At 47.7% G+C, this 18,283-nt stretch carries 19 protein-coding genes and 5 pseudogenes; 21 read left to right on the top strand and 3 right to left on the bottom strand.

Going from position 1 to position 18,283, the window contains the following annotated elements; translation table 11 throughout:
* Positions 1 to 7: 7 nt before the first annotated feature.
* Positions 8 to 770, top strand: a pseudogene (gene cobJ, locus FDY98_RS14430) (precorrin-3B C(17)-methyltransferase).
* Here the strand turns inward: cobJ and FDY98_RS14425 are convergent.
* Positions 767 to 1,503 (bottom strand): annotated as a pseudogene (locus FDY98_RS14425) (cobalt-precorrin-6A reductase). The pseudogenes cobJ and FDY98_RS14425 overlap by 4 nt on opposite strands.
* On the opposite strand from FDY98_RS14425, the gene FDY98_RS14420 reads away from it, so the two are divergent.
* The 13 genes and pseudogenes from FDY98_RS14420 (at position 1,502) to rho (ending at position 12,319) form a co-directional block, all read left to right on the top strand.
* Positions 1,502 to 2,725 carry a bifunctional cobalt-precorrin-7 (C(5))-methyltransferase/cobalt-precorrin-6B (C(15))-methyltransferase gene (locus FDY98_RS14420; RefSeq protein ID WP_027957606.1) on the top strand — a complete coding sequence of 408 codons (1,224 nt, stop codon included), beginning with the start codon at positions 1,502 to 1,504 and terminating at the stop codon, positions 2,723 to 2,725. The pseudogene FDY98_RS14425 and the gene FDY98_RS14420 overlap by 2 nt on opposite strands.
* Positions 2,722 to 3,102, top strand: a complete 381-nt coding sequence (locus FDY98_RS14415) for a cobalamin biosynthesis protein (RefSeq protein WP_027965455.1) — start codon at positions 2,722 to 2,724, stop codon at positions 3,100 to 3,102. The genes FDY98_RS14420 and FDY98_RS14415 overlap by 4 nt, the downstream gene beginning before the upstream one ends.
* A complete protein-coding gene (gene cobM / locus FDY98_RS14410; RefSeq protein WP_027957604.1) occupies positions 3,099 to 3,902 on the top strand; it encodes a precorrin-4 C(11)-methyltransferase in 804 nt (267 codons plus the stop codon). Before FDY98_RS14415 ends, cobM begins: the two co-directional genes overlap by 4 nt.
* The gene (gene cobF, locus FDY98_RS14405) at positions 3,899 to 4,663 is read left to right on the top strand and encodes a precorrin-6A synthase (deacetylating) (protein ID WP_027957603.1); all 765 of its coding nucleotides are present in this window, start codon (positions 3,899 to 3,901) and stop codon (positions 4,661 to 4,663) included. The genes cobM and cobF overlap by 4 nt, the downstream gene beginning before the upstream one ends.
* 72 nt (positions 4,664 to 4,735) lie before the next feature.
* Positions 4,736 to 5,174: pseudogene (locus tag FDY98_RS14400) on the top strand (YtoQ family protein).
* A gap of 533 nt (positions 5,175 to 5,707) precedes the next feature.
* Positions 5,708 to 6,442 carry a hypothetical protein gene (locus FDY98_RS14395; RefSeq protein WP_196518046.1) on the top strand — a complete coding sequence of 245 codons (735 nt, stop codon included), beginning with the start codon at positions 5,708 to 5,710 and terminating at the stop codon, positions 6,440 to 6,442.
* Positions 6,443 to 6,718: 276 nt separating this feature from the next.
* Entirely contained in the window at positions 6,719 to 7,132 is a 414-nt protein-coding gene (locus tag FDY98_RS26265; protein ID WP_196518044.1) for a hypothetical protein, read from the top strand.
* Positions 7,133 to 7,202: 70 nt separating this feature from the next.
* Entirely contained in the window at positions 7,203 to 8,324 is a 1,122-nt protein-coding gene (locus FDY98_RS14390) for a hypothetical protein (RefSeq protein WP_196518042.1), read from the top strand.
* A gap of 56 nt (positions 8,325 to 8,380) precedes the next feature.
* Entirely contained in the window at positions 8,381 to 9,418 is a 1,038-nt protein-coding gene (locus FDY98_RS14385) for a hypothetical protein (RefSeq protein WP_155705934.1), read from the top strand.
* A gap of 97 nt (positions 9,419 to 9,515) precedes the next feature.
* Positions 9,516 to 9,995, top strand: coding sequence for a hypothetical protein (locus FDY98_RS14380; protein WP_027957598.1), 480 nt, complete (start codon positions 9,516 to 9,518; stop codon positions 9,993 to 9,995).
* A 117-nt stretch (positions 9,996 to 10,112) separates the two neighbouring features.
* Positions 10,113 to 10,532: a hypothetical protein gene (locus tag FDY98_RS14375; protein ID WP_155705933.1), complete on the top strand. Its 420-nt coding sequence runs from the start codon at positions 10,113 to 10,115 to the stop codon at positions 10,530 to 10,532.
* Between the two features lie 14 nt (positions 10,533 to 10,546).
* Positions 10,547 to 11,050 carry a hypothetical protein gene (locus FDY98_RS14370; RefSeq protein WP_155705931.1) on the top strand — a complete coding sequence of 168 codons (504 nt, stop codon included), beginning with the start codon at positions 10,547 to 10,549 and terminating at the stop codon, positions 11,048 to 11,050.
* Positions 11,051 to 11,366: 316 nt separating this feature from the next.
* Positions 11,367 to 12,319: pseudogene (rho, locus tag FDY98_RS14365) on the top strand (transcription termination factor Rho).
* 62 nt (positions 12,320 to 12,381) lie between these two features.
* On the opposite strand, the pseudogene FDY98_RS14360 reads toward rho, so the two are convergent.
* Positions 12,382 to 13,567: pseudogene (locus FDY98_RS14360) on the bottom strand (DEAD/DEAH box helicase).
* Positions 13,568 to 13,786: 219 nt separating this feature from the next.
* Here FDY98_RS14360 and FDY98_RS26260 point away from each other — a divergent pair.
* Together FDY98_RS26260 and FDY98_RS14355 are read left to right on the top strand one after the other, a co-directional pair.
* Positions 13,787 to 13,924: a hypothetical protein gene (locus FDY98_RS26260; protein WP_196518040.1), complete on the top strand. Its 138-nt coding sequence runs from the start codon at positions 13,787 to 13,789 to the stop codon at positions 13,922 to 13,924.
* Between the two features lie 106 nt (positions 13,925 to 14,030).
* On the top strand, positions 14,031 to 14,438 hold the full coding sequence (locus tag FDY98_RS14355) for a hypothetical protein (RefSeq protein WP_027957595.1): 408 nt from the start codon (positions 14,031 to 14,033) through the stop codon (positions 14,436 to 14,438).
* Between the two features lie 36 nt (positions 14,439 to 14,474).
* On the opposite strand, the gene soxR is transcribed toward FDY98_RS14355, so the two are convergent.
* Positions 14,475 to 14,957 (bottom strand): redox-sensitive transcriptional activator SoxR, encoded by a 483-nt coding sequence (gene soxR / locus FDY98_RS14350; protein ID WP_155705929.1) that lies wholly within the window; start codon positions 14,955 to 14,957, stop codon positions 14,475 to 14,477.
* 104 nt (positions 14,958 to 15,061) lie between these two features.
* Here soxR and FDY98_RS14345 point away from each other — a divergent pair, with 104 nt between their 5' ends.
* The 5 genes from FDY98_RS14345 (at position 15,062) to FDY98_RS14325 (ending at position 18,161) form a co-directional block, all read left to right on the top strand.
* Positions 15,062 to 15,487, top strand: coding sequence for a VOC family protein (locus FDY98_RS14345; RefSeq protein WP_027957593.1), 426 nt, complete (start codon positions 15,062 to 15,064; stop codon positions 15,485 to 15,487).
* Positions 15,488 to 15,796: 309 nt separating this feature from the next.
* Positions 15,797 to 16,222 (top strand): N-acetyltransferase, encoded by a 426-nt coding sequence (locus tag FDY98_RS14340; RefSeq protein WP_027957592.1) that lies wholly within the window; start codon positions 15,797 to 15,799, stop codon positions 16,220 to 16,222.
* A 60-nt stretch (positions 16,223 to 16,282) separates the two neighbouring features.
* Positions 16,283 to 16,717, top strand: a complete 435-nt coding sequence (locus tag FDY98_RS14335) for a GFA family protein (RefSeq protein WP_081742541.1) — start codon at positions 16,283 to 16,285, stop codon at positions 16,715 to 16,717.
* 265 nt (positions 16,718 to 16,982) lie between these two features.
* Complete coding sequence (locus FDY98_RS14330; RefSeq protein WP_027957591.1) at positions 16,983 to 17,405, top strand: hypothetical protein; 423 nt, start codon at positions 16,983 to 16,985, stop codon at positions 17,403 to 17,405.
* 270 nt (positions 17,406 to 17,675) lie between these two features.
* Complete coding sequence (locus FDY98_RS14325; RefSeq protein WP_027957590.1) at positions 17,676 to 18,161, top strand: DUF1456 family protein; 486 nt, start codon at positions 17,676 to 17,678, stop codon at positions 18,159 to 18,161.
* Positions 18,162 to 18,283 lie beyond the last annotated feature (122 nt).

The following is an 18,283-nucleotide window of genomic DNA, read 5'->3' as shown; positions in this document are numbered from 1 at the left end:
GGCGGCCATGAGCGGCTGGCTGAAAATCGTCGGCCTGGGGCCGGGCTCAGAGGCCATGATTACCCCCGAGGTAACCGCTGCGCTTCAGGAAGCCACCGACGTGGTGGGCTATGTGCCCTACGTTAACCGGGTTGCGCCACGTGATGGTTAGTCCGCCACGGCTCGGATAACCGCGAAGAGACCCGCCGGGCGGAGCAGGCGCTACAGTTGGCGCTTGAAGGCCATAGGGTCGTGGTGGTGTCTTCCGGCGACCCGGCGTCTTTGCCATGGCCGCCGCGGTGTTCGAGGCCCTGGAAGCGGGCGATGCCCAGTGGCGCGCGCTTGATATTCAGGTGCTGCCGGGCATTTCTGCGATGCTGGCCGCCAGCGCAAGCGTCGGCGCACCGCTGGGGCATGACTTCTGCTGCATTAATTTATCCGACAATTTGAAGCCCTGGGCGCTGATTGAAAAGCGCCTGCGCCTGGCTGCCGAGGCCGACTTCGCCATGGCGTTTCTACAACCCGCGCTCCATTGCGCGCCCGGTGGGTTTCGAGCGCACGCTAGAGGTGCTGCGGGAAGTCTGCGGGCTTGATCGATTGATTATTTTCGCCCGGGCGGTTTCCACGCCTGAAGAGTCGGTTCGCGTTACCACGCTAGGTGAGGCGACGCCGGACATGGCCGATATGCGCACTCTGGTGATTGTCGGCTCCAGCAGACGCGATTGATCGAGCGAGCTGGGGTACCGCTGGTTTATACGCCGCGCTCGCTGATTAAGCGTATTGAAGATTAAGAGTGGCTATCGAGCCAGCTAAGAACGTCATCGATCCGATGAACCTCATGGCGTGGCGGCAGTGCTGGCCGTTCGATCATCACAATGGGCAGGCCGAGGGTTCTTGCCGCGGTGAGTTTGGATGCCGCCCCTTCGCCGCCGGAATTTTTACACACGATGCGCTGGATGCGCTGCGTTTCCAGCAGGGCGAGATCGCCTTCCAGCGTAAAGGGGCCTCTATCGATCACGGTGCTGGCATCCGGCAGCGGCGGCGGGCTGGCAGGCCGGTCTACCAAACGCAGCACGTAATGGTGCTGGGCTGTGTGGTAAAGGCGCTAAGGTGCATCCGGCCGATAGCAAGCAGCACGCGCTGGGGCGGGCCAGCCAAAGCGCTAACCGCTGCATCAATACTTGCCACGCTGTGCCACTGGTCACCCTCAACGGGTTGCCAGGCTGGCCGAGTAAGGGCAATGGCTTTTACGCCGCACTGGGTCGCGGCGGCTAACACGTTCGTACTCATCTGCGCGGCAAAGGGGTGAGTGGCATCGACTATATGGGTGATGCGCTCGTGGGCCACAAAGGCGGCAAGGCCTCTAACGCCGCCAAAACCGCCAATGCGGGTTGGCAGCGGCTGGGGTTTAGGCGTGGCAACACGTCCCGCATAGCTGAAAATGGCGGGAAGCCCGTGCTTGGCAACAGCACTGGCCAGAGCGCTGGCCTCGCTGGTTCCCCCGAGAATTAGGATCTTGATCATGGTTGAAATTTCTCACGCTCCAGTGGGTCAGGCTCCCTGGCTGACCCTTTTAGGCTGGGGGGAGGGTGGCACACAGGGGCTAACGGCGGCAAGCTGCGCAGCACTGGAAAGTGCCGAGGTGGTATTCGGCGCGCGCCGCCACCTGCGCCTTTTGCCGCCCCTAAACGCCGAGGTGATTGAGTGGCCGGTGCCCTTTGCCGATGGCATTCCTGAACTGCTCAATCAGCGCGGACGCCGGGTGGTCATGTTGGTCTCGAACGACCCGTTCTGGTTTGGGGCGGGTAGCACCCTGGCGCAGCATCTCAGCGCTGACGAGTGGCTGGCATTGCCAGCACCTTCCACCTTCAGCCTGGCGGCTTCCCGCCTGGGCTGGCCGTTGGAGTGCTGCAGCTGCCTGGGCCTGCACGCCAAACCGCTGACGCGCATTCGGCCTTACCTGCATGCCGGCAGGCATTTGCTGGTGCTGGTAAGAGACGGCGCGGCGGTGGCAGAACTCGCCTCTCTGGTCAGCCGATTCGGCTTTGTGGATTCCCAGCTAACGGTGCTGGAAGCCCTGGGCGGCAATAACGAGCGCATTCGCCATTGTCGTGTCGACGCCAGCTTGCCAAAGGATATCGCCCACCCGGTGGCGGTAGCGCTGGAAGTAGCAGGCACCAGCCCCGCCTTGCCCCTGACGCCCGGCCTGCCGGATCATTTTTTTGACCACGACGGCCAGATCACCAAACAGACCATTCGCGCCATTACTCTATCGGCGTTAGCTCCCATACCCGGCGAGCGGCTGTGGGATATCGGCACCGGTTCAGGTTCTGTTGCCATTGAGTGGCTGCTCGCTCACCCGGATAATCAGGCGGTAGGCTTCGAGCAAAACGCGGAACGGGCAGCGCGGGCGCGCAGCAATGCAGAGAACCTGGGTGTCGATTGGCTTGAGGTAAAAGAGGGCAGCGCGCCGGAAGTGCTGAACGATACACCGCTGCCGGATGCGGTATTTATCGGCGGCGGGTTATCCCAAGCGCAGTTAGATGATTTATGGCAGCGCTTGCCCGAAGGCGTGCGCGTCGTCGCCAATGCCGTCACCCTGGAATCCGAAGCGCTGCTGGCCCACTGGCAGCACAAGGTAGGTGGCGAACTGATGCGCCTGGAACTTGCCAACGCCGCCCCCATCGGCGCCCGGCGGGGCTGGAAGGCCAGCTACCCCATCGTTCAGTGGCGGGGCGTTCGATGAAGCAATCGGCGTTGAGAATAGCGGGATTTGGTTTTCGCCGTGAGGCAACGCCTGCTTCGCTCGCTCAGGCGCTTGATCAGCTTGTCGAGCAGTACGGGGCTATCGATAAGCTCGCGGCGGCTCGCTCGATGCTGCCGTTAGTTGAAGAGCTGGGACAACTGCGAGGCATCGAGGTTATCGCCGTGGCGGACGCCAAGCTACCGACGGTGACAACGCTGACTCATTCAGCGCAAAGTTTGCAGGCCCGCGGCACGGGCAGCGTGGCCGAGGCCGTGGCGCTATTAGCGGCGGGCCCAGGGGCAACGCTGTTAGGGCCTCGGATAATTTCAGCGGATCGCAAGGCCACTGCCGCGTTGGCAGAAGGAGCCATAGAATGACTGTACACTTCATTGGCGCAGGCCCCGGCGCGCCGGATCTGCTTACCCTGCGCGGGCGCGACCTGATCGCCGCCTGCCCGGTGTGCCTGTATGCGGGCTCATTAGTGCCGGAGCAAATCCTTGAACACTGCCCGGCAGGGGCAAGGGTGATTAACACCGCGCCGCTCTCTCTGGATGACATCATGCAGGAGATCAGTCGCGCCCACGCCGAAGGCCAGGATGTCGCCCGGCTGCATTCGGGGGATCTATCCGTGTGGTCGGCCATGGGCGAGCAGTTGCGCCGTCTGCGCGAACTGGATATCCCCTACAGCATTACCCCCGGTGTGCCAGCCTTCGCGGCAGCGTCGGCAACCTTGGGTCAGGAGCTGACGCTACCCGGTGTGGCCCAGTCGGTAGTACTCACCCGCACGCCGGGGCGTGCCAGCGCCATGCCCAGCGACGAGACGCTAGCCAATTTCGCCCGCACCGGCGCCACGCTGGCCATCCATCTCTCTATTCATAACCTTACCCAGGTGGTCGAAAGCCTGACGCCTTACTACGGGGGGCAGTGCCCGGTGGCGATTGTGTGGCGGGCAAGCTGGCCCGATGAGCGGGTAGTGCGTGGGCGGCTAGCCACCATAGAAGCGTTGATTGATGACGCCATGCAGCGCACCGCGCTAATTCTGGTAGGGCCGGTGCTGGAGAGCGACGACTTCCAAGAGAGTAGCCTCTACGCCGTGGGCTACGACCGACGCTTTCGCCCCCAGTCGGCGGATTCGCCTTTTGCCACGGCAAGCCAAGACCAAGAGAGCGAGTCATGATCACGCTGTCGCTCATAGGCATCGGTACCGGCAACCTTGACCACGTCACCCTGGCCGCCGTGCGCGCCCTCAATAACGCTGATTTGATTCTGCTGCCCCGAAAGGGCGAGGCCAAGTCGGATCTTATCGATCTACGCCGCTTGCTCTGCGAACGGCTGCTGGAAGCGCCGGTGACCACCAAGATCGTCGAGTTCGATCTCCCCAGTCGAGATGGCCGTGATGACTACCTGGGCGCGGTGGACGACTGGCACGCTGCCATCGCTGGCGTCTGGGCGCAGTTAATCGATGAACATCTCCCTAAAGGTGGGCGGGTAGGTATGCTGGTGTGGGGCGACCCCTCGCTTTACGACAGCAGCCTGCGCATTACCCAGCGCCTGGGTGCTGCGGGCAAGCAGGTTGATGTAGAGGTAGTGCCCGGCATCACCAGCCTGCAAGTGCTCACCGCCGAGCATAAAATCCCCCTCAACGCGCTCGCAGAACCAGTTCAAATCACCACCGGCCGCCGCCTACGCGAGCGCGGCTGGCCAAGCGATGCTGCCACGGTAGCCGTGATGCTGGATAGCGGCGGGGCGTTTATCACTCTGCCACAAGATGACACCTACATCTGGTGGGGCGCGTACCTGGGCATGGAGAAACAGTGCCTAATCAAAGGCTGGCTAAGCGACGTCGGCGACCAGATCCTCCAGCGCCGGGCAGCGCTACGCGACACCCACGGCTGGATAATGGATATTTATCTGCTGGCCAGGCAGCCCTTGCTATAACGCCGGTATGAATATGGAATATTTTTCCATAAAATAACGCGACATACCCCTAGCAAACAGTAAGGAAAAATCATGAGCTTCTACGTTTATCTTTCTGGCGAGATCCACACCGATTGGCGCGAAGAAATCCAGCGCGGTGCCGAGGCCGCGGGCCTGGATATCGTATTTACCGCCCCAGTCACCGACCACGCCGCCTCTGACGCCGCCGGCGACCACCTGGGCAAGCCGGAAAATAGCTTCTGGCGCGACCACCAGTCATCCAAGGTCAACGCTATCCGCACCCGCACGATGATCGAGCAGGCGGATCTGGTCGTTGTACGCTTCGGCGACCAGTACAAACAGTGGAACGCCGCCTTCGATGCGGGCTACTGCGCCGCTCTCGCCAAGCCCTACTCACCCTGCACAGTGAAGATATCGTCCACCCGCTGAAAGAAGTGGATGCCGGTGCTCAAGCTTGGTGCACCACCCCGACCAAGTCGTCGAAACTCTACGTTACGTCCTGAAAGCTTAAACCAAAGGCGCCTCCCACAAACCCTGTCACTGCATTAGTGCTGTTACACTGGTGTTGTGGTAGGGCGCTTCAGCGCGCGAATACCCTGCCACATAAACAATCCAGCCCAATAGAGCCAGGCCACTATTGCGAGTGCGCTTCGCTTACCACGCACTACAAAAACCCTAAAATCAAACGATTGCACATTTTAGCACGGCGTAACGCTTGGCGAGAACGAGCCAAAGGCATCCGCGAAGGCAGCTCTAGCTGCTCAAAAGCCTGCTCGCTCAATTTTTCTGCAAGTCTCGTGACCTAAGCAATTTTATAGAGAGTGTAATTAGAACTTAAAAAAACGCGTATTGATTTTAAAAATACTGTCAAATTGTTTTAATTTTATTAAATATCAGATGGTTAGGGATGTTTCGGCCACGCGCGATAGAGTGCTGAAGTAGGCGCGTTTATTCAATATCAGAACGCGCAGTCTAATCACTGTTATAGCCGCATCAAGTTAGTTCTCGATATTGAAGTCTAAAAGAAAAATAGGAGCGATTTTTTTGTATACCTTCAAAAACACGGAAATCAACAATAAGAAGGCTTCAGATTTTGAGACTAAATCGTTGCTCTATTTGTTGGGAATGAGAGGTGATAGTGAGGAGATTGAAATAGTCACTGTGGATTGCTTCAATGACGTTACAGGATCTAATACGGACTTTAGCAAACTTTGGGATGTCCAAAGTAAAAACCATAGTAACCTTCCACCCTCTAAAATTGGCGAGAGCCTGTTTACGCTGTACGACAACTACATTTCCACTATTAACTTTTATGATTATGTATTATTTATTCCTAAGCTAAATAGAGAGTATTTGAAAGACCCATCGCTAAATATCTACAGTTATGAAAATATTAATGAAAAGCAGAAAAAAGGAATAGAAAAAAAGCTAAAAGAGAAAATAAATGGAGATAAATCAGGAAATACTCCTACTCTATTCTCAGATTTTCTCTCGAAGATATGCTTTGTTGAGGATAACTACAAAATTAGTAATTACATAAAAAATATGTCGAAGTTTAAGAATAAGAAATCTATTTCTGAAGACATATATGAACGTATATTTGTTGAAATTAGAAATGCCCAGTCGGCTCTAAAGAATTCATACATAGAAAAAGAAATGATAAAAAATCCAGTTGAAGTTCTTAAGTTTAATCGACATATTAAAAAGTCTGAAATAAAAACTCTTCTAATAAGCAGATTTGTTGTGGATCGATTTTTTCCTTTCCAGGCATACCCCTGAGTTTTTTTGATGTTTTAAATGGATTGGATGAGGAAGAAAGGAAAGACTTACTTCAAGAATGCAATGAGAACCTAAGTCGTGCTTTTTTTGACAAAAATGGCTGCAAGGAATTTTGGAGAATAACCGAAATAATTATCAAGCTAGTGAAAGAAAAAACTGATAATCACATTTCAGTTGTGTATGGAAATTTAATTTTATTAATTAATATTAAAACTCAGTATTTAACGAGGGAGACGGTACTTTATATGATTTCTCTAGTAAAGACGGGGCTGACAAATGAAAATTAATAAAATTGCATTTGGTGATACAGAAGAGGCGTTTGTCGAAAACAGGTTGCAGAGCGGACTGAATGTCATTTTTAGTGATGACAATAACAGGGGTAAAACACTTGTTATGCAAGGGCTAATGTTTTCATTAGGATATGAGTCTATTTTTCCTAGCTCATTTAATTACAAAGACAAATATTTCTATTCAGAAATAGAAGTGGGTGGGGTTACCTACGAGTTCTTACGTAAAAGGAACTCCATTGCCATAAAATCTGAAGATGCGATGCAGATTTTTAATTCAGTCGGAGAGGCTAGATACTTTTTGGATAAATTTGTTTTTTCAGTGCCTAAGGTTTTAAAAGATGGCAGGAATACACTTGTAGATTTAAGTTTGCTATACGAATTTTTTTATCGGGCAGGATGACAGGAATCCATCTGGCCTTATTAGCAAGGGGCAATTTAATAAATCAGACTACAAATCTATGATTTATTATTTGGCTGGATTGTCAGGAGTGAATTTAAATAATGAAGATATAAAAGCTGTAAAAGACAAAATTAGTAACCTAAAGCTTAAATTAAAAGAGCTTGTTAAAAAAATATCTATTATCCGGCAAAATCCCAATATTGCTGAAATTGCGTCAAAAACGTATGACTCTGAAGCTGTGCAAGAGAAAATTAAAAAAATATCGTATCTAAATGAAAATATATCAAAACTGAAAAGATCCCGACAAAGAGAGATAAACAGGAAGTCAAAATTAGAGCAGCTTGTTTCTGAACTCGTTTCACTCAATAGAGAGTTAAATGAAGGCAATGTTAAGTGTGGCGAGTGTGGAAGTGATAAGATAATTTATTCAAATGTCGATTTGACATTCGAGATCAGCAATATTGATGTAAGAAATGGCATTTTGAACTCCATCGACCAAAACATAAAACAGAAGATCGAAATAATAATGGATTACTCTAAGGATATTAATTCTTTGCAGGGGAGTCTAAATGATGAAATGAAAGATACACCTCCTAATTTTCAACAAGTCATTCTTTACCAAGAACAGGTATTGTCAGAAAGGAATTACGATGAAGATTCATTTGCGCTTATCAACCAAATAAAGGTTCTTGAAGAGCAACTCAGGTCACACGAGAAAGTCGATGAGTCCTTAAAGGAAGAAAGAAAGCGTTTCGATGATAAAATATTGTTTGCAATGAACGGGTTGTATAAGTCAATTGATCCAGGCGGAAACTTAGTTTTCGAAGATATATTTACTAAGAAGGGATCAACTTTTTCTGGTAGTGAAGGGCAGGAATTTTATTTTTGCAAGGTTGTTGCTCTGAAAAAAATGCTCAAGCATGATTTTCCGCTAATAATCGACTCATTTCGGGATGGGGAGTTGTCTACAAAAAAAGAGGAGAAAATGCTTAATATTTATAAAGGGATAGATAGTCAGATAATATTAACTTCGACATTGAAAGCAGAAGAATATAGTAGTGATAAATATTCCAGAATAGAAGGTGCGAATGCGCTGGATTACAGCAAACATCAAGATTGTAAGATATTGAGCCAATATCAAAAAGCTGAATTTTTGGAATTAATTTCAAATTTTGATGGTATTGTTCTATAGCTATAATAAGCGCAGTTGGTGGACTGTTTTTTCGCTGCGCTCCAAACCAGCCGCAAATGCGGGCTTTATACCTCCTAGGAGACGAACTTGACCAGAGGATATTTTCATCGGTTGCTGATATCGACACCTACAAGCAAGCTGAAAAAGTGTGGGTAGTTGAACTCCAACGGTATCATAAATATTGGTACGATCTAGTGGTTAACCCTAATGAGGTGGCCGACTATTTTGATACAAGAAAACTCATAGTTGACTATCTCAGAGGGGTAAAAAAGCAAGTAGAAGAGAATTTAGAAAAGCGCTTCGTGTACTTTATTTGCTCAAGAACGAAAATACGTTTCAATACAGGCAAGAAGACTACTTATAACCCTATAACAAAAAAGGTCAAAATACATGTATTGATTGGCAAAGAAAAAATTAGAAAATCCATAACTTGTAAATTCTACGACATTCACGAAAATAAGTTTTGCCGCCCTAAAGTTGATATGTCTGAGAAGTATATAACTATTACTGATTCTAGTGGAGACTTAACTACAACTTCTATCCATGATTTTCTTGAAGATGCAAATGTTTTTTTAGGTATCGATAGTAAGGTTGAGTATGTCGGGTATACAAAAAATCCACATACGCGACCAACTAATGGCTCTCATACAGGCTTAAGTGATGTCTTGTACAAGATTGCTGATGAGAATCATGATGCTTTAATATATTTTAATGTGTTTAAGGTTTCGACTCGTGCTATCAGTCAAAATTCTATGATTAACTTCATGATTGCTAATGCAATGACTGATGAAGTGGATGTTGAATTTGAAGGCAGTCTTTTAGAAAAGTGCTTCATATTTTACTTTGACTCAGTAAGCCAAAGTAGGAATAAGGAGAAAGAGCTGATTGAGTTGAAGAAGGCATTGCATAAAATCTCGGTTGAAAATAATATTAACTCAATTCACATATCTTACGAGTTTGAAAAAACAAATGAGTATGGCATTTTTTCGTCTTCGAAAGTTTCGCCAAAGATAGGACATATTTTTACAATTAGGAAGACCGGAGAGGATGTCGAAATAACTAGTGGATCAGAAATATTCGAGAGCGTGGTATAATAAACGCGTTTATGAGGACGCTCGCGAGTTCGCGCCTATTACGCGGGCTTTTATATGGCATTGCCAACATCCGAGCTCTATTCGCAAAGGAATACAAATGAATGAAGATCAAAACCCCATGACGGGGTTCAAAACACTTGAAATAGCATTCTCGCAAGGCTTCAGGATGAAGCGCGTTCCATTGGCTGATAACATATTTAGAGAAGTAGATATGGCATTAGGAGCTGAGCGTTACACGTACGCACGTCTAAAAAAAATGAAAGTACAACAATTAGCTGTCTTGAATGGAAATCAGCCCTTGAATGGCTTTCCATGCTTTTGTCTATTTTACGGAACGCTTAAAGAGTTAAGAGGGAAAGGATTGACATTAGCTTTCGTCGAGAAAATCCTTGAGCAATTTAAGAAAGATTTGCCCAAGCGTTATGGGCGAGAATACTACATAGAAGCATTGGTTGAAACTGACATCGAAGCTTCTTTGGCCATTGCGGCGAAACTGTTTGGTGAGCCTAGTCATGACGGCGTTGATGAAATGTCTGGCATGCCTACTAGAGTATGGCAGTATAAGGTCACAAGGTAATGCGTCTTACATAGCGGTCATATAACAAATTGCTATACTCGGAAAAATTACTTGCTTCGCTCCCGATTTTTCGGTGAGAAAAGTGCTCGGTTTTTATAAATGTGAAGGTTCATCTAAATGAATTATTTTAGTTTGTTTAAAAAATTTGGGAGAAAGAAAGCTTTAGAAATTATTAAACAAGCCTTGAGAAATGGAAAAGATCATGGTTTAGAAAGGTCTTTTAATGTTAATAAGGTAGCAATAGCCAATAATACTATTCTTGTTTCATATGAATCAAAAGTTAGTAATAGGTTTTTTATTTACAACGACTTTGCTTTGATAATTGGCTTTATCTACTCATTTTTATTAGATGAGTTTAAAGAGCAAAGAATACATAATATAGGAGTCAAGTCGAATTTTCCAGATAATGGTGATCTCTATATTCTTTCCCCAATCGACTCTGCAAAAGCAATAGCAGAGGGGAATGCAATTTACTGGCTTAAAAACTCAATAGTCAATGAGCATCTGACATACCTGCAGATAGTTACCTTCTTGTAGAAGGTGAATCAGAAATGGAAGCATTCCCCATACTTTTTAGGTCTATAAATGTTGAAATAGAGCAGTATAAAATCAAGCTGCTCCCCTATTCGAAACACAATTTAAAAACTATGCTTGCAGTATTAAAGTTAAAAAAAGAACCTTTTTTTCTGGTTTGTGATCAAGATAAAGAAAATGAAATGATGGATCTTAAAAGAGAAGGTTTGTTAAGTGAGAATTTTCATATACTTAAAAGGGGAGAGCTTGAGGACTACATAAATCCTGAGGCACTTATTAGTATACTGAAAAATATTACTCCTGATATTGATATGAAACCTGATTACATAGAAGAAAATCGGAGTAGAAGATTAGGTACGTCTAAAATAATTGCAAAATATTATCATCAAGAATCTATACAAAACCAAAATCCAACAAAACCATTAGTTGCTATTAAAATTGCTCAATTTTGGGTTGAAAATGAGATACCTTCAGAGTTTTTTGATATCATGAACAGAACAATAAATCTTACAAATAACTAAATAAAGATTTACCTAACCAGCCGCTACACAAGGGTTGCGGGGTCGGCCCGCAACCTGTGAGCTAAATATTGAGGCTGTAGAGGATCGAGAAAACAGACGGGAAGCAACCAGCATTCCACACTTCCAGCCCTATCACCACAATCAGAACATTATGGTGGTGGTCAACTACTAAGACCAGCTCCAACCCGATACCTTTGCGCACAAGTTAGACTTATCCGTTTTCCATGCCAAGTACCGCAACGATGCGATCAGTCGGCTGACCTATGATTCAGCTATTTTAATAAATTCAATTTATTCAAGGCGATCCATCCATATTATGACGAGAAAAACACTAGGTTTGAAGGCGAAAAGAGAGATAGATGCCAAGCCCGCCGACGAAGTTGACGATCAATTCCCTAATGATCCCGAACAACGGTTTTTAAATGGCGTCGCTATTCATCCTTCCCCACGTATTTACTTAGAGCCTGGCTCTCAAGAGCGTACTGTGCGGGCGATGGATTTGATTACGCCCATTGGGATGGGTCAACGTGGGTTGATTGTTGCGCCGCCAGGCTCTGGCAAAACGACGATGTTAAAACATATCTGTCAGGCCGTGGCTGAGGCTCATCCGGAAATAAAGCTGTATGCCTTGCTGATTGATGAGCGCCCTGAAGAAGTGACAGATTTTAAGCGCAGTGTTTCGGCAGAAGTGCATGCATCGTCTTCAGACGAAAGCTATACACACCATGTAAAAATGGCAGACAAGCTTCTTGAGACGGCGCGTAAGCAAGCAGGCGACGGTCATAACGTGATGATTGTGATCGATTCTTTGACGAGACTCTCGCGCGTTCATAATGCCGAGCAGCGGGGCAATGGTCGCACTATGTCGGTGGGCTGGATTCCCGAGCGATGGAAATACCGCGAAAACTGTTTGGCGTCGCGAAAAGATCGAAAATGGCGGATCGCTCACTATTATGGCCACGGTGCTGGTGGATACGGGAAGCCGCATGGATCAGGTGATTTTCGAGGAGTTCAAGGGCGGGCAATATGGAACTGGTGTTATCCCGGGATGTGGCCAATCAACGGATTTTCCCTGCAATCGATATTGCCAAAAGCAGTACCCGTCGCGAAGAGCTTTTGATTGATGCAAAAGATATTGAAAAAGTAAGAACATTGCGTAGAGGTTTGACAACGCTTAAGCCAGTAGAAGGCGCGCAGAAGTTACTTGAGTTATTGGATAAATATCCCACTAATGCCGAGCTATTAGATGCGTTTTTGCCAGATTCGTGAAATATAGATAATAAAGAAGCCCACCCTTTTAAAAGGTGAGCTTCTTGGGTAAGTTTTAACGATTACTTTTTACTGAAATTCAAGTTTGATTCAGGCACTGCTTTTCGAACCGGAAACCTGCAATCTCTTTGCGCTCAATAATGCTTTTTAACCGTCTTTCAATGGCACAAAGGTTTTTAAAGTCACTCATGTCGACTAAAGAGATGGCTTCCCCTGAGGCGCCCGCGCGGCCGGTTCGGCCAATGCGGTGGATGTACTCTTCTGGCTTAAAGGGTAAATCATAATTCACCACACGGCTCAGTTCGCCAATATCCAAACCTCGCGCGGCAACTCCCGTGGCGACCAAGTACTTTAGCTCGCCAGATTTGAACTGAGCCAGAATCTTTTCGCGCATTGCTTGGCTTCTATCGCCATGGATAGAGTCCGCTGTGATGCCGCGTTTTTCCAGTTGAGCAACAAGCTTGGCCGCATTGTGTTTTTCTCGGTAAAAATGAGCGCCTGATCCCATTGTTGCTCGTTGATCAAGTGGCTCAACAAGGCGGACTTAGTGTCTTTGTCGACGGTGATGAGCCATTGTTTGACATTAGCGGCGGCGCGGACGTTGGGAGAAATGGATATTTCAGCCGCCAGATCGGTCATCTGGCGATCCGAAAAATCGTAGGCGAGGGCGCGAACGTCGTCTGTGATGGTGGCCGAAAACAGTAGGTTCTGACGGTCTTCAGGCAGGCGATCTATGATTTTATGGATATCGTCGGCAAACCCCATGTCGACCATTCTGTCCGCTTCGTCCAGTACCATGACTTTAAGTTCGTCAAAATGCAGCGCACGCTGATGCGCCAAATCAAGCAATCTGCCCGGCGTGGCGACTAGAATATCCACTCCTTTGATTAGGCGCTCTTTTTGCGCTTCGGTATCCACACCGCCATACATCGCCATAGAGGTTAGGTGCGTGTGTTTAGCGTATTGAGCCACATTGGCTTCGACCTGAACCGCTAGCTCACGGGTCGGCACGAGAATCAGCGCCCGTATGCGCTTGCCGCGTAACTTTCCCGCGTTGCTGAACCGTTCTAGCAGAGGCAGAACAAAGGCAGCGGTTTTGCCCGTGCCTGTTTGGGCGGTGGCGATTAAGTCCTTACCCGAAAGAATGGCAGGAATCGCTTGTTCCTGGATGGGCGTTGGCGTTTGGTAACCTAGTTCGGTAATCGCTTGAACAAGAGGACTGGATAATCCTAGTTTTGAAAAGGGCATAAGGCGCTCTGACAGATGGTCGTAAGGTGCGTCGAAAAGAAAAGATGACACATTATAGCGTAAAAGCAGCCGCTCGTTGCTCGAGCAGGGCAATTAGCTTCATAGTGCTGAACGGCGACTTTTGTGATGAAATTAAAGGCATTTATTAAATGAATGGTAAGTGATGCTTTATAGTACGCTAATATTGGTCAGAATTAGCTTTAAAATTGGAGAGATAACATGGGCGATATAGGATTCGTTTTTGGAATTATGGGAATGTCGATGGGCATCTTGGGGTTTGTTTTTGGCATTATTTCATTTTTTAAAGTTGTTAAGCTAGAGAAGAAATTGGCGAAAGTGGAGTCTCAGGGTAATTGAAGTTAGATCGTGAGTGAGCGAAATAAAAATGCAATTTAATTCAATTATTTAGGTCGTGCACGCTTTTTCCTCGCACCATTTATAGCAAACGTTAATCAATATGCAAATGAACCCCGTCATTCAAGAAGAAATATCCGGCTGTGGCATCGCAGCATGCGCTGCTCTTGCGGGCATTAGCTATGCGCAGGCCAAAGAAAAAGCAAACGCTTTGGGTATCTATGCCGAAGACACAGCGCTTTGGTCAGACACCGAGTACGTCCGTAAACTCTTGCGTGCCTTGGGAATCACGGCTGCACCCACGGAGACGCCATTCGATACCTGGGAGCGCCTTCCAGACAAGGCGCTGTTGGCGTTCAAATGGCGCATGGAGCAGGGCAAACCTTTCTGGCATTGGGTGGTGTTTGTTAGAAGTGAGCAGGATGCATTGGTGCTGGATTCCAAGAAAGCCTTGAAAACCAATGCCCGTCGCGACTTTGGGCGCATCAAGCCTAAGTGGTTAATTCGTGTAGATTAAGGCTCGATAGCTATTCTTAAGGCCTACTATTAAGGGCTATGAGCTAGCGCTTGGTTCTTGCTGGGCTCTCGCTTTCTGTTCTGCCTGATCCAGCAGGACTGGGCCGCTACCTGATTCCGCTAGCTTGTCGTCCGGGTTATAGAGCGGGCAACTGGTCATGCTTAGACAGCCGCAGCCGATACAGCCTGCCAGGTTATTACGCAGCTTTTGCAGATAAGCAATCCGGCCATCGAGCATCTGTTGCCAGTTTTTTGAAAGCTGTTGCCAGTCTTCAACCGTCGGTGTGCGGTTATTGGGCAGTGATTCAAAAGCTCGCTTGATCTCTTCCAGGCTGACGCCGACTTTCTGCGCGGCTTTAATCACCGAAATCCGTCTTAGCACTTCCGGTTTGTAACGGCGCTGGTTGCCGGCTGGGGGGCCACTTTGGATCAGGCCTTGCTGTTCGTAAAAGTGCAAGGTACTGACTTTAATGCCGCAGCGCTTTGCCACCTTGCCCACACTCCAAATTGCCTCTGCCATCACGCACTCCTGAATCTTTTTTGCCATTTTTTCCCAAAAAACACTTTACCTCAAGTGAAGTTGAGGTTTTATCCTGCCATTTCACTTAACGCAAGGAGACTCTTATGTACTTGGAACACGTTAATCTGGTCGTTGATGATATGGATGCCATGCTGGATTTTTACCGCGCGGTATTCCCGCATTGGCGGGTACGCGATGAAGGCCGTGGCGAGTGGTATGGCAAACCGCGTAAATGGGTGCACTTTGGTGACGATGAGCATTACCTGGCGTTAAGCGATCACGGCGAAGGGGAGAACCGCGATCTGAAAGGCCACAGCGTTGGCTTGGCCCATTTTGCCTACGTGACTGATAACCTGGATGCCGTTGTGGCCAGGTTGAATAACGCGGGTTATGCCATTGCGAAACCAGGAGCTGTAGAGCCGTTTCGCAAGAATGTCTATTTTGTCGATCCGGCTGGGTTTGAGGTGGAGTTTGTCGAGTATCTAAGCGATATCCCGGCCGAGCGGAATTTAAATCAAGATGCCACTTAATAAGCAGTTCAGCACCTTCCAGGGTGCTGAACCGTAATAGATTTAGCTTTGATGCACCATGAAATATCTTTAGAATAACCTGTTAAAATTCCTGGATCTTTCAGTGGGACTTGGAAGCAAAAAGGCTTTCAGGAAGTGATGAGAGCTAATTACTCCTATGGAAGGAACGGATTGACCCTAAGGAAGACAAAGCATACCGGCCTAAATTTATGAAGCTGCCTAGCGCTGGTTCAGGTGCAACCTTATCCAGGGCTAGGCAGCTTTTCAGTACCGCCTTTGGCGCCATTGACCATCGTTAGGAACATTTAGATGATTCGTAAATACCGTGAGGCGGATATTGAACAAATTTTGGATATCTGGCTTTCAGCTTCGATTAAAGCCCACTCCTTTATTGGTTCTGAATTTTGGCAGTCAAAAGTTAGCGATATGCGGGATATATACATCCCTGCATCAGAGACCTTTGTATTTGAGGCTGATGAGCAGATTACAGGGTTTTATTGCCTCTATGGAAATACGTTAGCAGCAGTTTTTGTGCTACCAAGCCTGCAGGGAAATGGTATAGGGTCAGCGTTGATTGAAGATGCTAAGAGCAGAAGGGCGTGTTTACAGCTAAGTGTCTATAGGCAGAACGCTTCCAGCATCAGTTTTTATCAAAAACATGGCTTCATTGCATTAAGTGAGCAGATTGACGAACAAACTGGCTATCCTGAATTCATCATGGAGCACTACTGTTAACAACGTGTAGCGATTAGCAGCGGTTTGTGATCGAGGGTGTATAGCATTAAGGAATATTCAATGAAAGGTGAATGTCTGTGTGGGGAGATTAAGTTCAAAATCGAAGGGGAACTGCCGAACTTCTATCAATGTCACTGCTCTCTGTGTCGCAAAGCGACAGGGTCTGCGTCAAATACGGCCACTTTTGTAAAAGCGGATAGCTTCCGTTGGCTTTCCGGCCAATCCAAAATCAGTACCTTTCAGAAGCCAACCGGCTATCGGAATGATTTTTGTTCGGTCTGCGGTAGTCTGGTACCCAACCAACTGAGAGACACGGAGTTGGTATGGGTTCCCGCTGGTTTGCTGAATGATGAGACTGCGTCGCAAATATCTATTCATCTTCACCTTTCTTCATCGGCTTCTTGGGCGTCAGAATCAGATGGTTGTGTTCGTTTGGATGGTGGCCCTGATAGTTTGGAGTCACTTAACCAGGCATTGCAGAAGCCAAGTCGTTGAATGCAGGTCGAATCTTTGCCATTGGTAGCTGAAATGTCCTCCAATGCCTCTAAGGAGTGGTCTGATGGCGCGAGCAGCTAGGACGACCACTCAAGCAAAACATACCAACACCCCAGCACAAAAACCGTAAAATGATCGCCCGTAGAGCCATCCCCAAAGGGTATAATGCCACCGGTGACGGTGGGGTGGCTTCGTTACATACGTTGATTTTCAGCAGGTTTGTTTACTTGTTACTATATTTTAAATAGAGAAAAGGCAGTCGTTCATGATTAACACCAAAATATACAAGGCGGTTTACGAACTCGCTGAAAAGCTCATGAAGGCTGCCGATAAAGAGGATAGAGAGGCTTTTGATGCGCTCTATGCGCAGTTGGAAGCTATTTGCACCGAGAATGAGAGCACCGATAAAGATCATCCAGAGCAGTGGGAAACCTTGGCTGACTTCACGGAAGAGCTGGATGAGGCGCTGGCAGTCTACGAAAAAGCCTTTGAAAAGGCCGTCGCCGTTAACTCAAAAGATCACATGTCATCCATTGCGTTCTCCATGGCGAAGTTGCAGGTTGAACTGGGCCAAACCGATGCGGCTATCAGTAATCTTGAAAATGCCCAAGTCACTGCCAATAAAATTGAAGATGGCGAGCTTAAAGACGAAATTGACGAGCTGCTTGGGAAACTGACCACAGGTTAGGGTTTGTACGAAAAGTCGGCGAGCGAAGGCTAGACAAGGCAAAAATCAACGAAAAAAGGATCGATTCGCGTGCGAATTTACAGGTTGTAAATGAGCATTTTGATCGGACTCGCGCACGAGGTGATTTTTAACGCCGTATTGGCGAGCGCAGGCAGTTTTCGTACAAAGCCTAGTTTATTTAAGCTGCTGATTTTAATCATATATCACGATAAACGTAGATGCACATAAAGCCTGATTGTGCTGGGTTTGCCTAAGACTAGGGACACTATTTTGACCAATAACGATATTTTTCGCCGTATACGTTACACCTTTGATTTAAAAGACAGCACCATCGTGGATATCTTCGCCTTGGCAGAGGTCAGCGTGGCTCAAGAGCAGGTAACGGCCTGGCTGAAAAAGGATGACGACGACGCCTTTGTCACCATGAAGAACAAAGAGCTAGCGGCGTTTTTGAACGGCTTCATTAGCTTTAAGCGTGGTAAGCGCGAAGGGCCACAGCCCGTGCCAGAGTCGCAGTTGAACAACAATATGGTGTTCCAGAAGCTGCGCATTGCGCTGAATTTAAAGGCTGAAGATATTTTGGCTGCTTTTGAACTGGCTGGCTTCAACCTAAGTAACCATGAGTTAAGTGCTTTTTTCCGCAAGCCCAGCCATAAGAATTATCGAGAGTGTAAAGATCAGGTACTGCGAAATTTCTTACTCGGCATCCAGCTTCAGTTGCGGCCAAACCAGGACGCTTCAAGCTCTGAGTCCTGAGCTTCATGGCCTGAATTCATATAATAGCTGCAGCACTTTGTATCATACGGTATAAGCCAGCTGCAGCTTCGATGTGACGTTTTAACAGCTGTCGAATCGAGCGGTCATTGGCGGTCTAACAG

The sequence above is a fragment of the Halomonas sp. PA16-9 genome, from assembly GCF_009728585.1.
Lineage (GTDB): Bacteria > Pseudomonadota > Gammaproteobacteria > Pseudomonadales > Halomonadaceae > Vreelandella > Vreelandella titanicae.
Note: the sequence above shows the minus strand (reverse complement) of the source record. Positions and strands in the feature narration are given on the sequence as shown.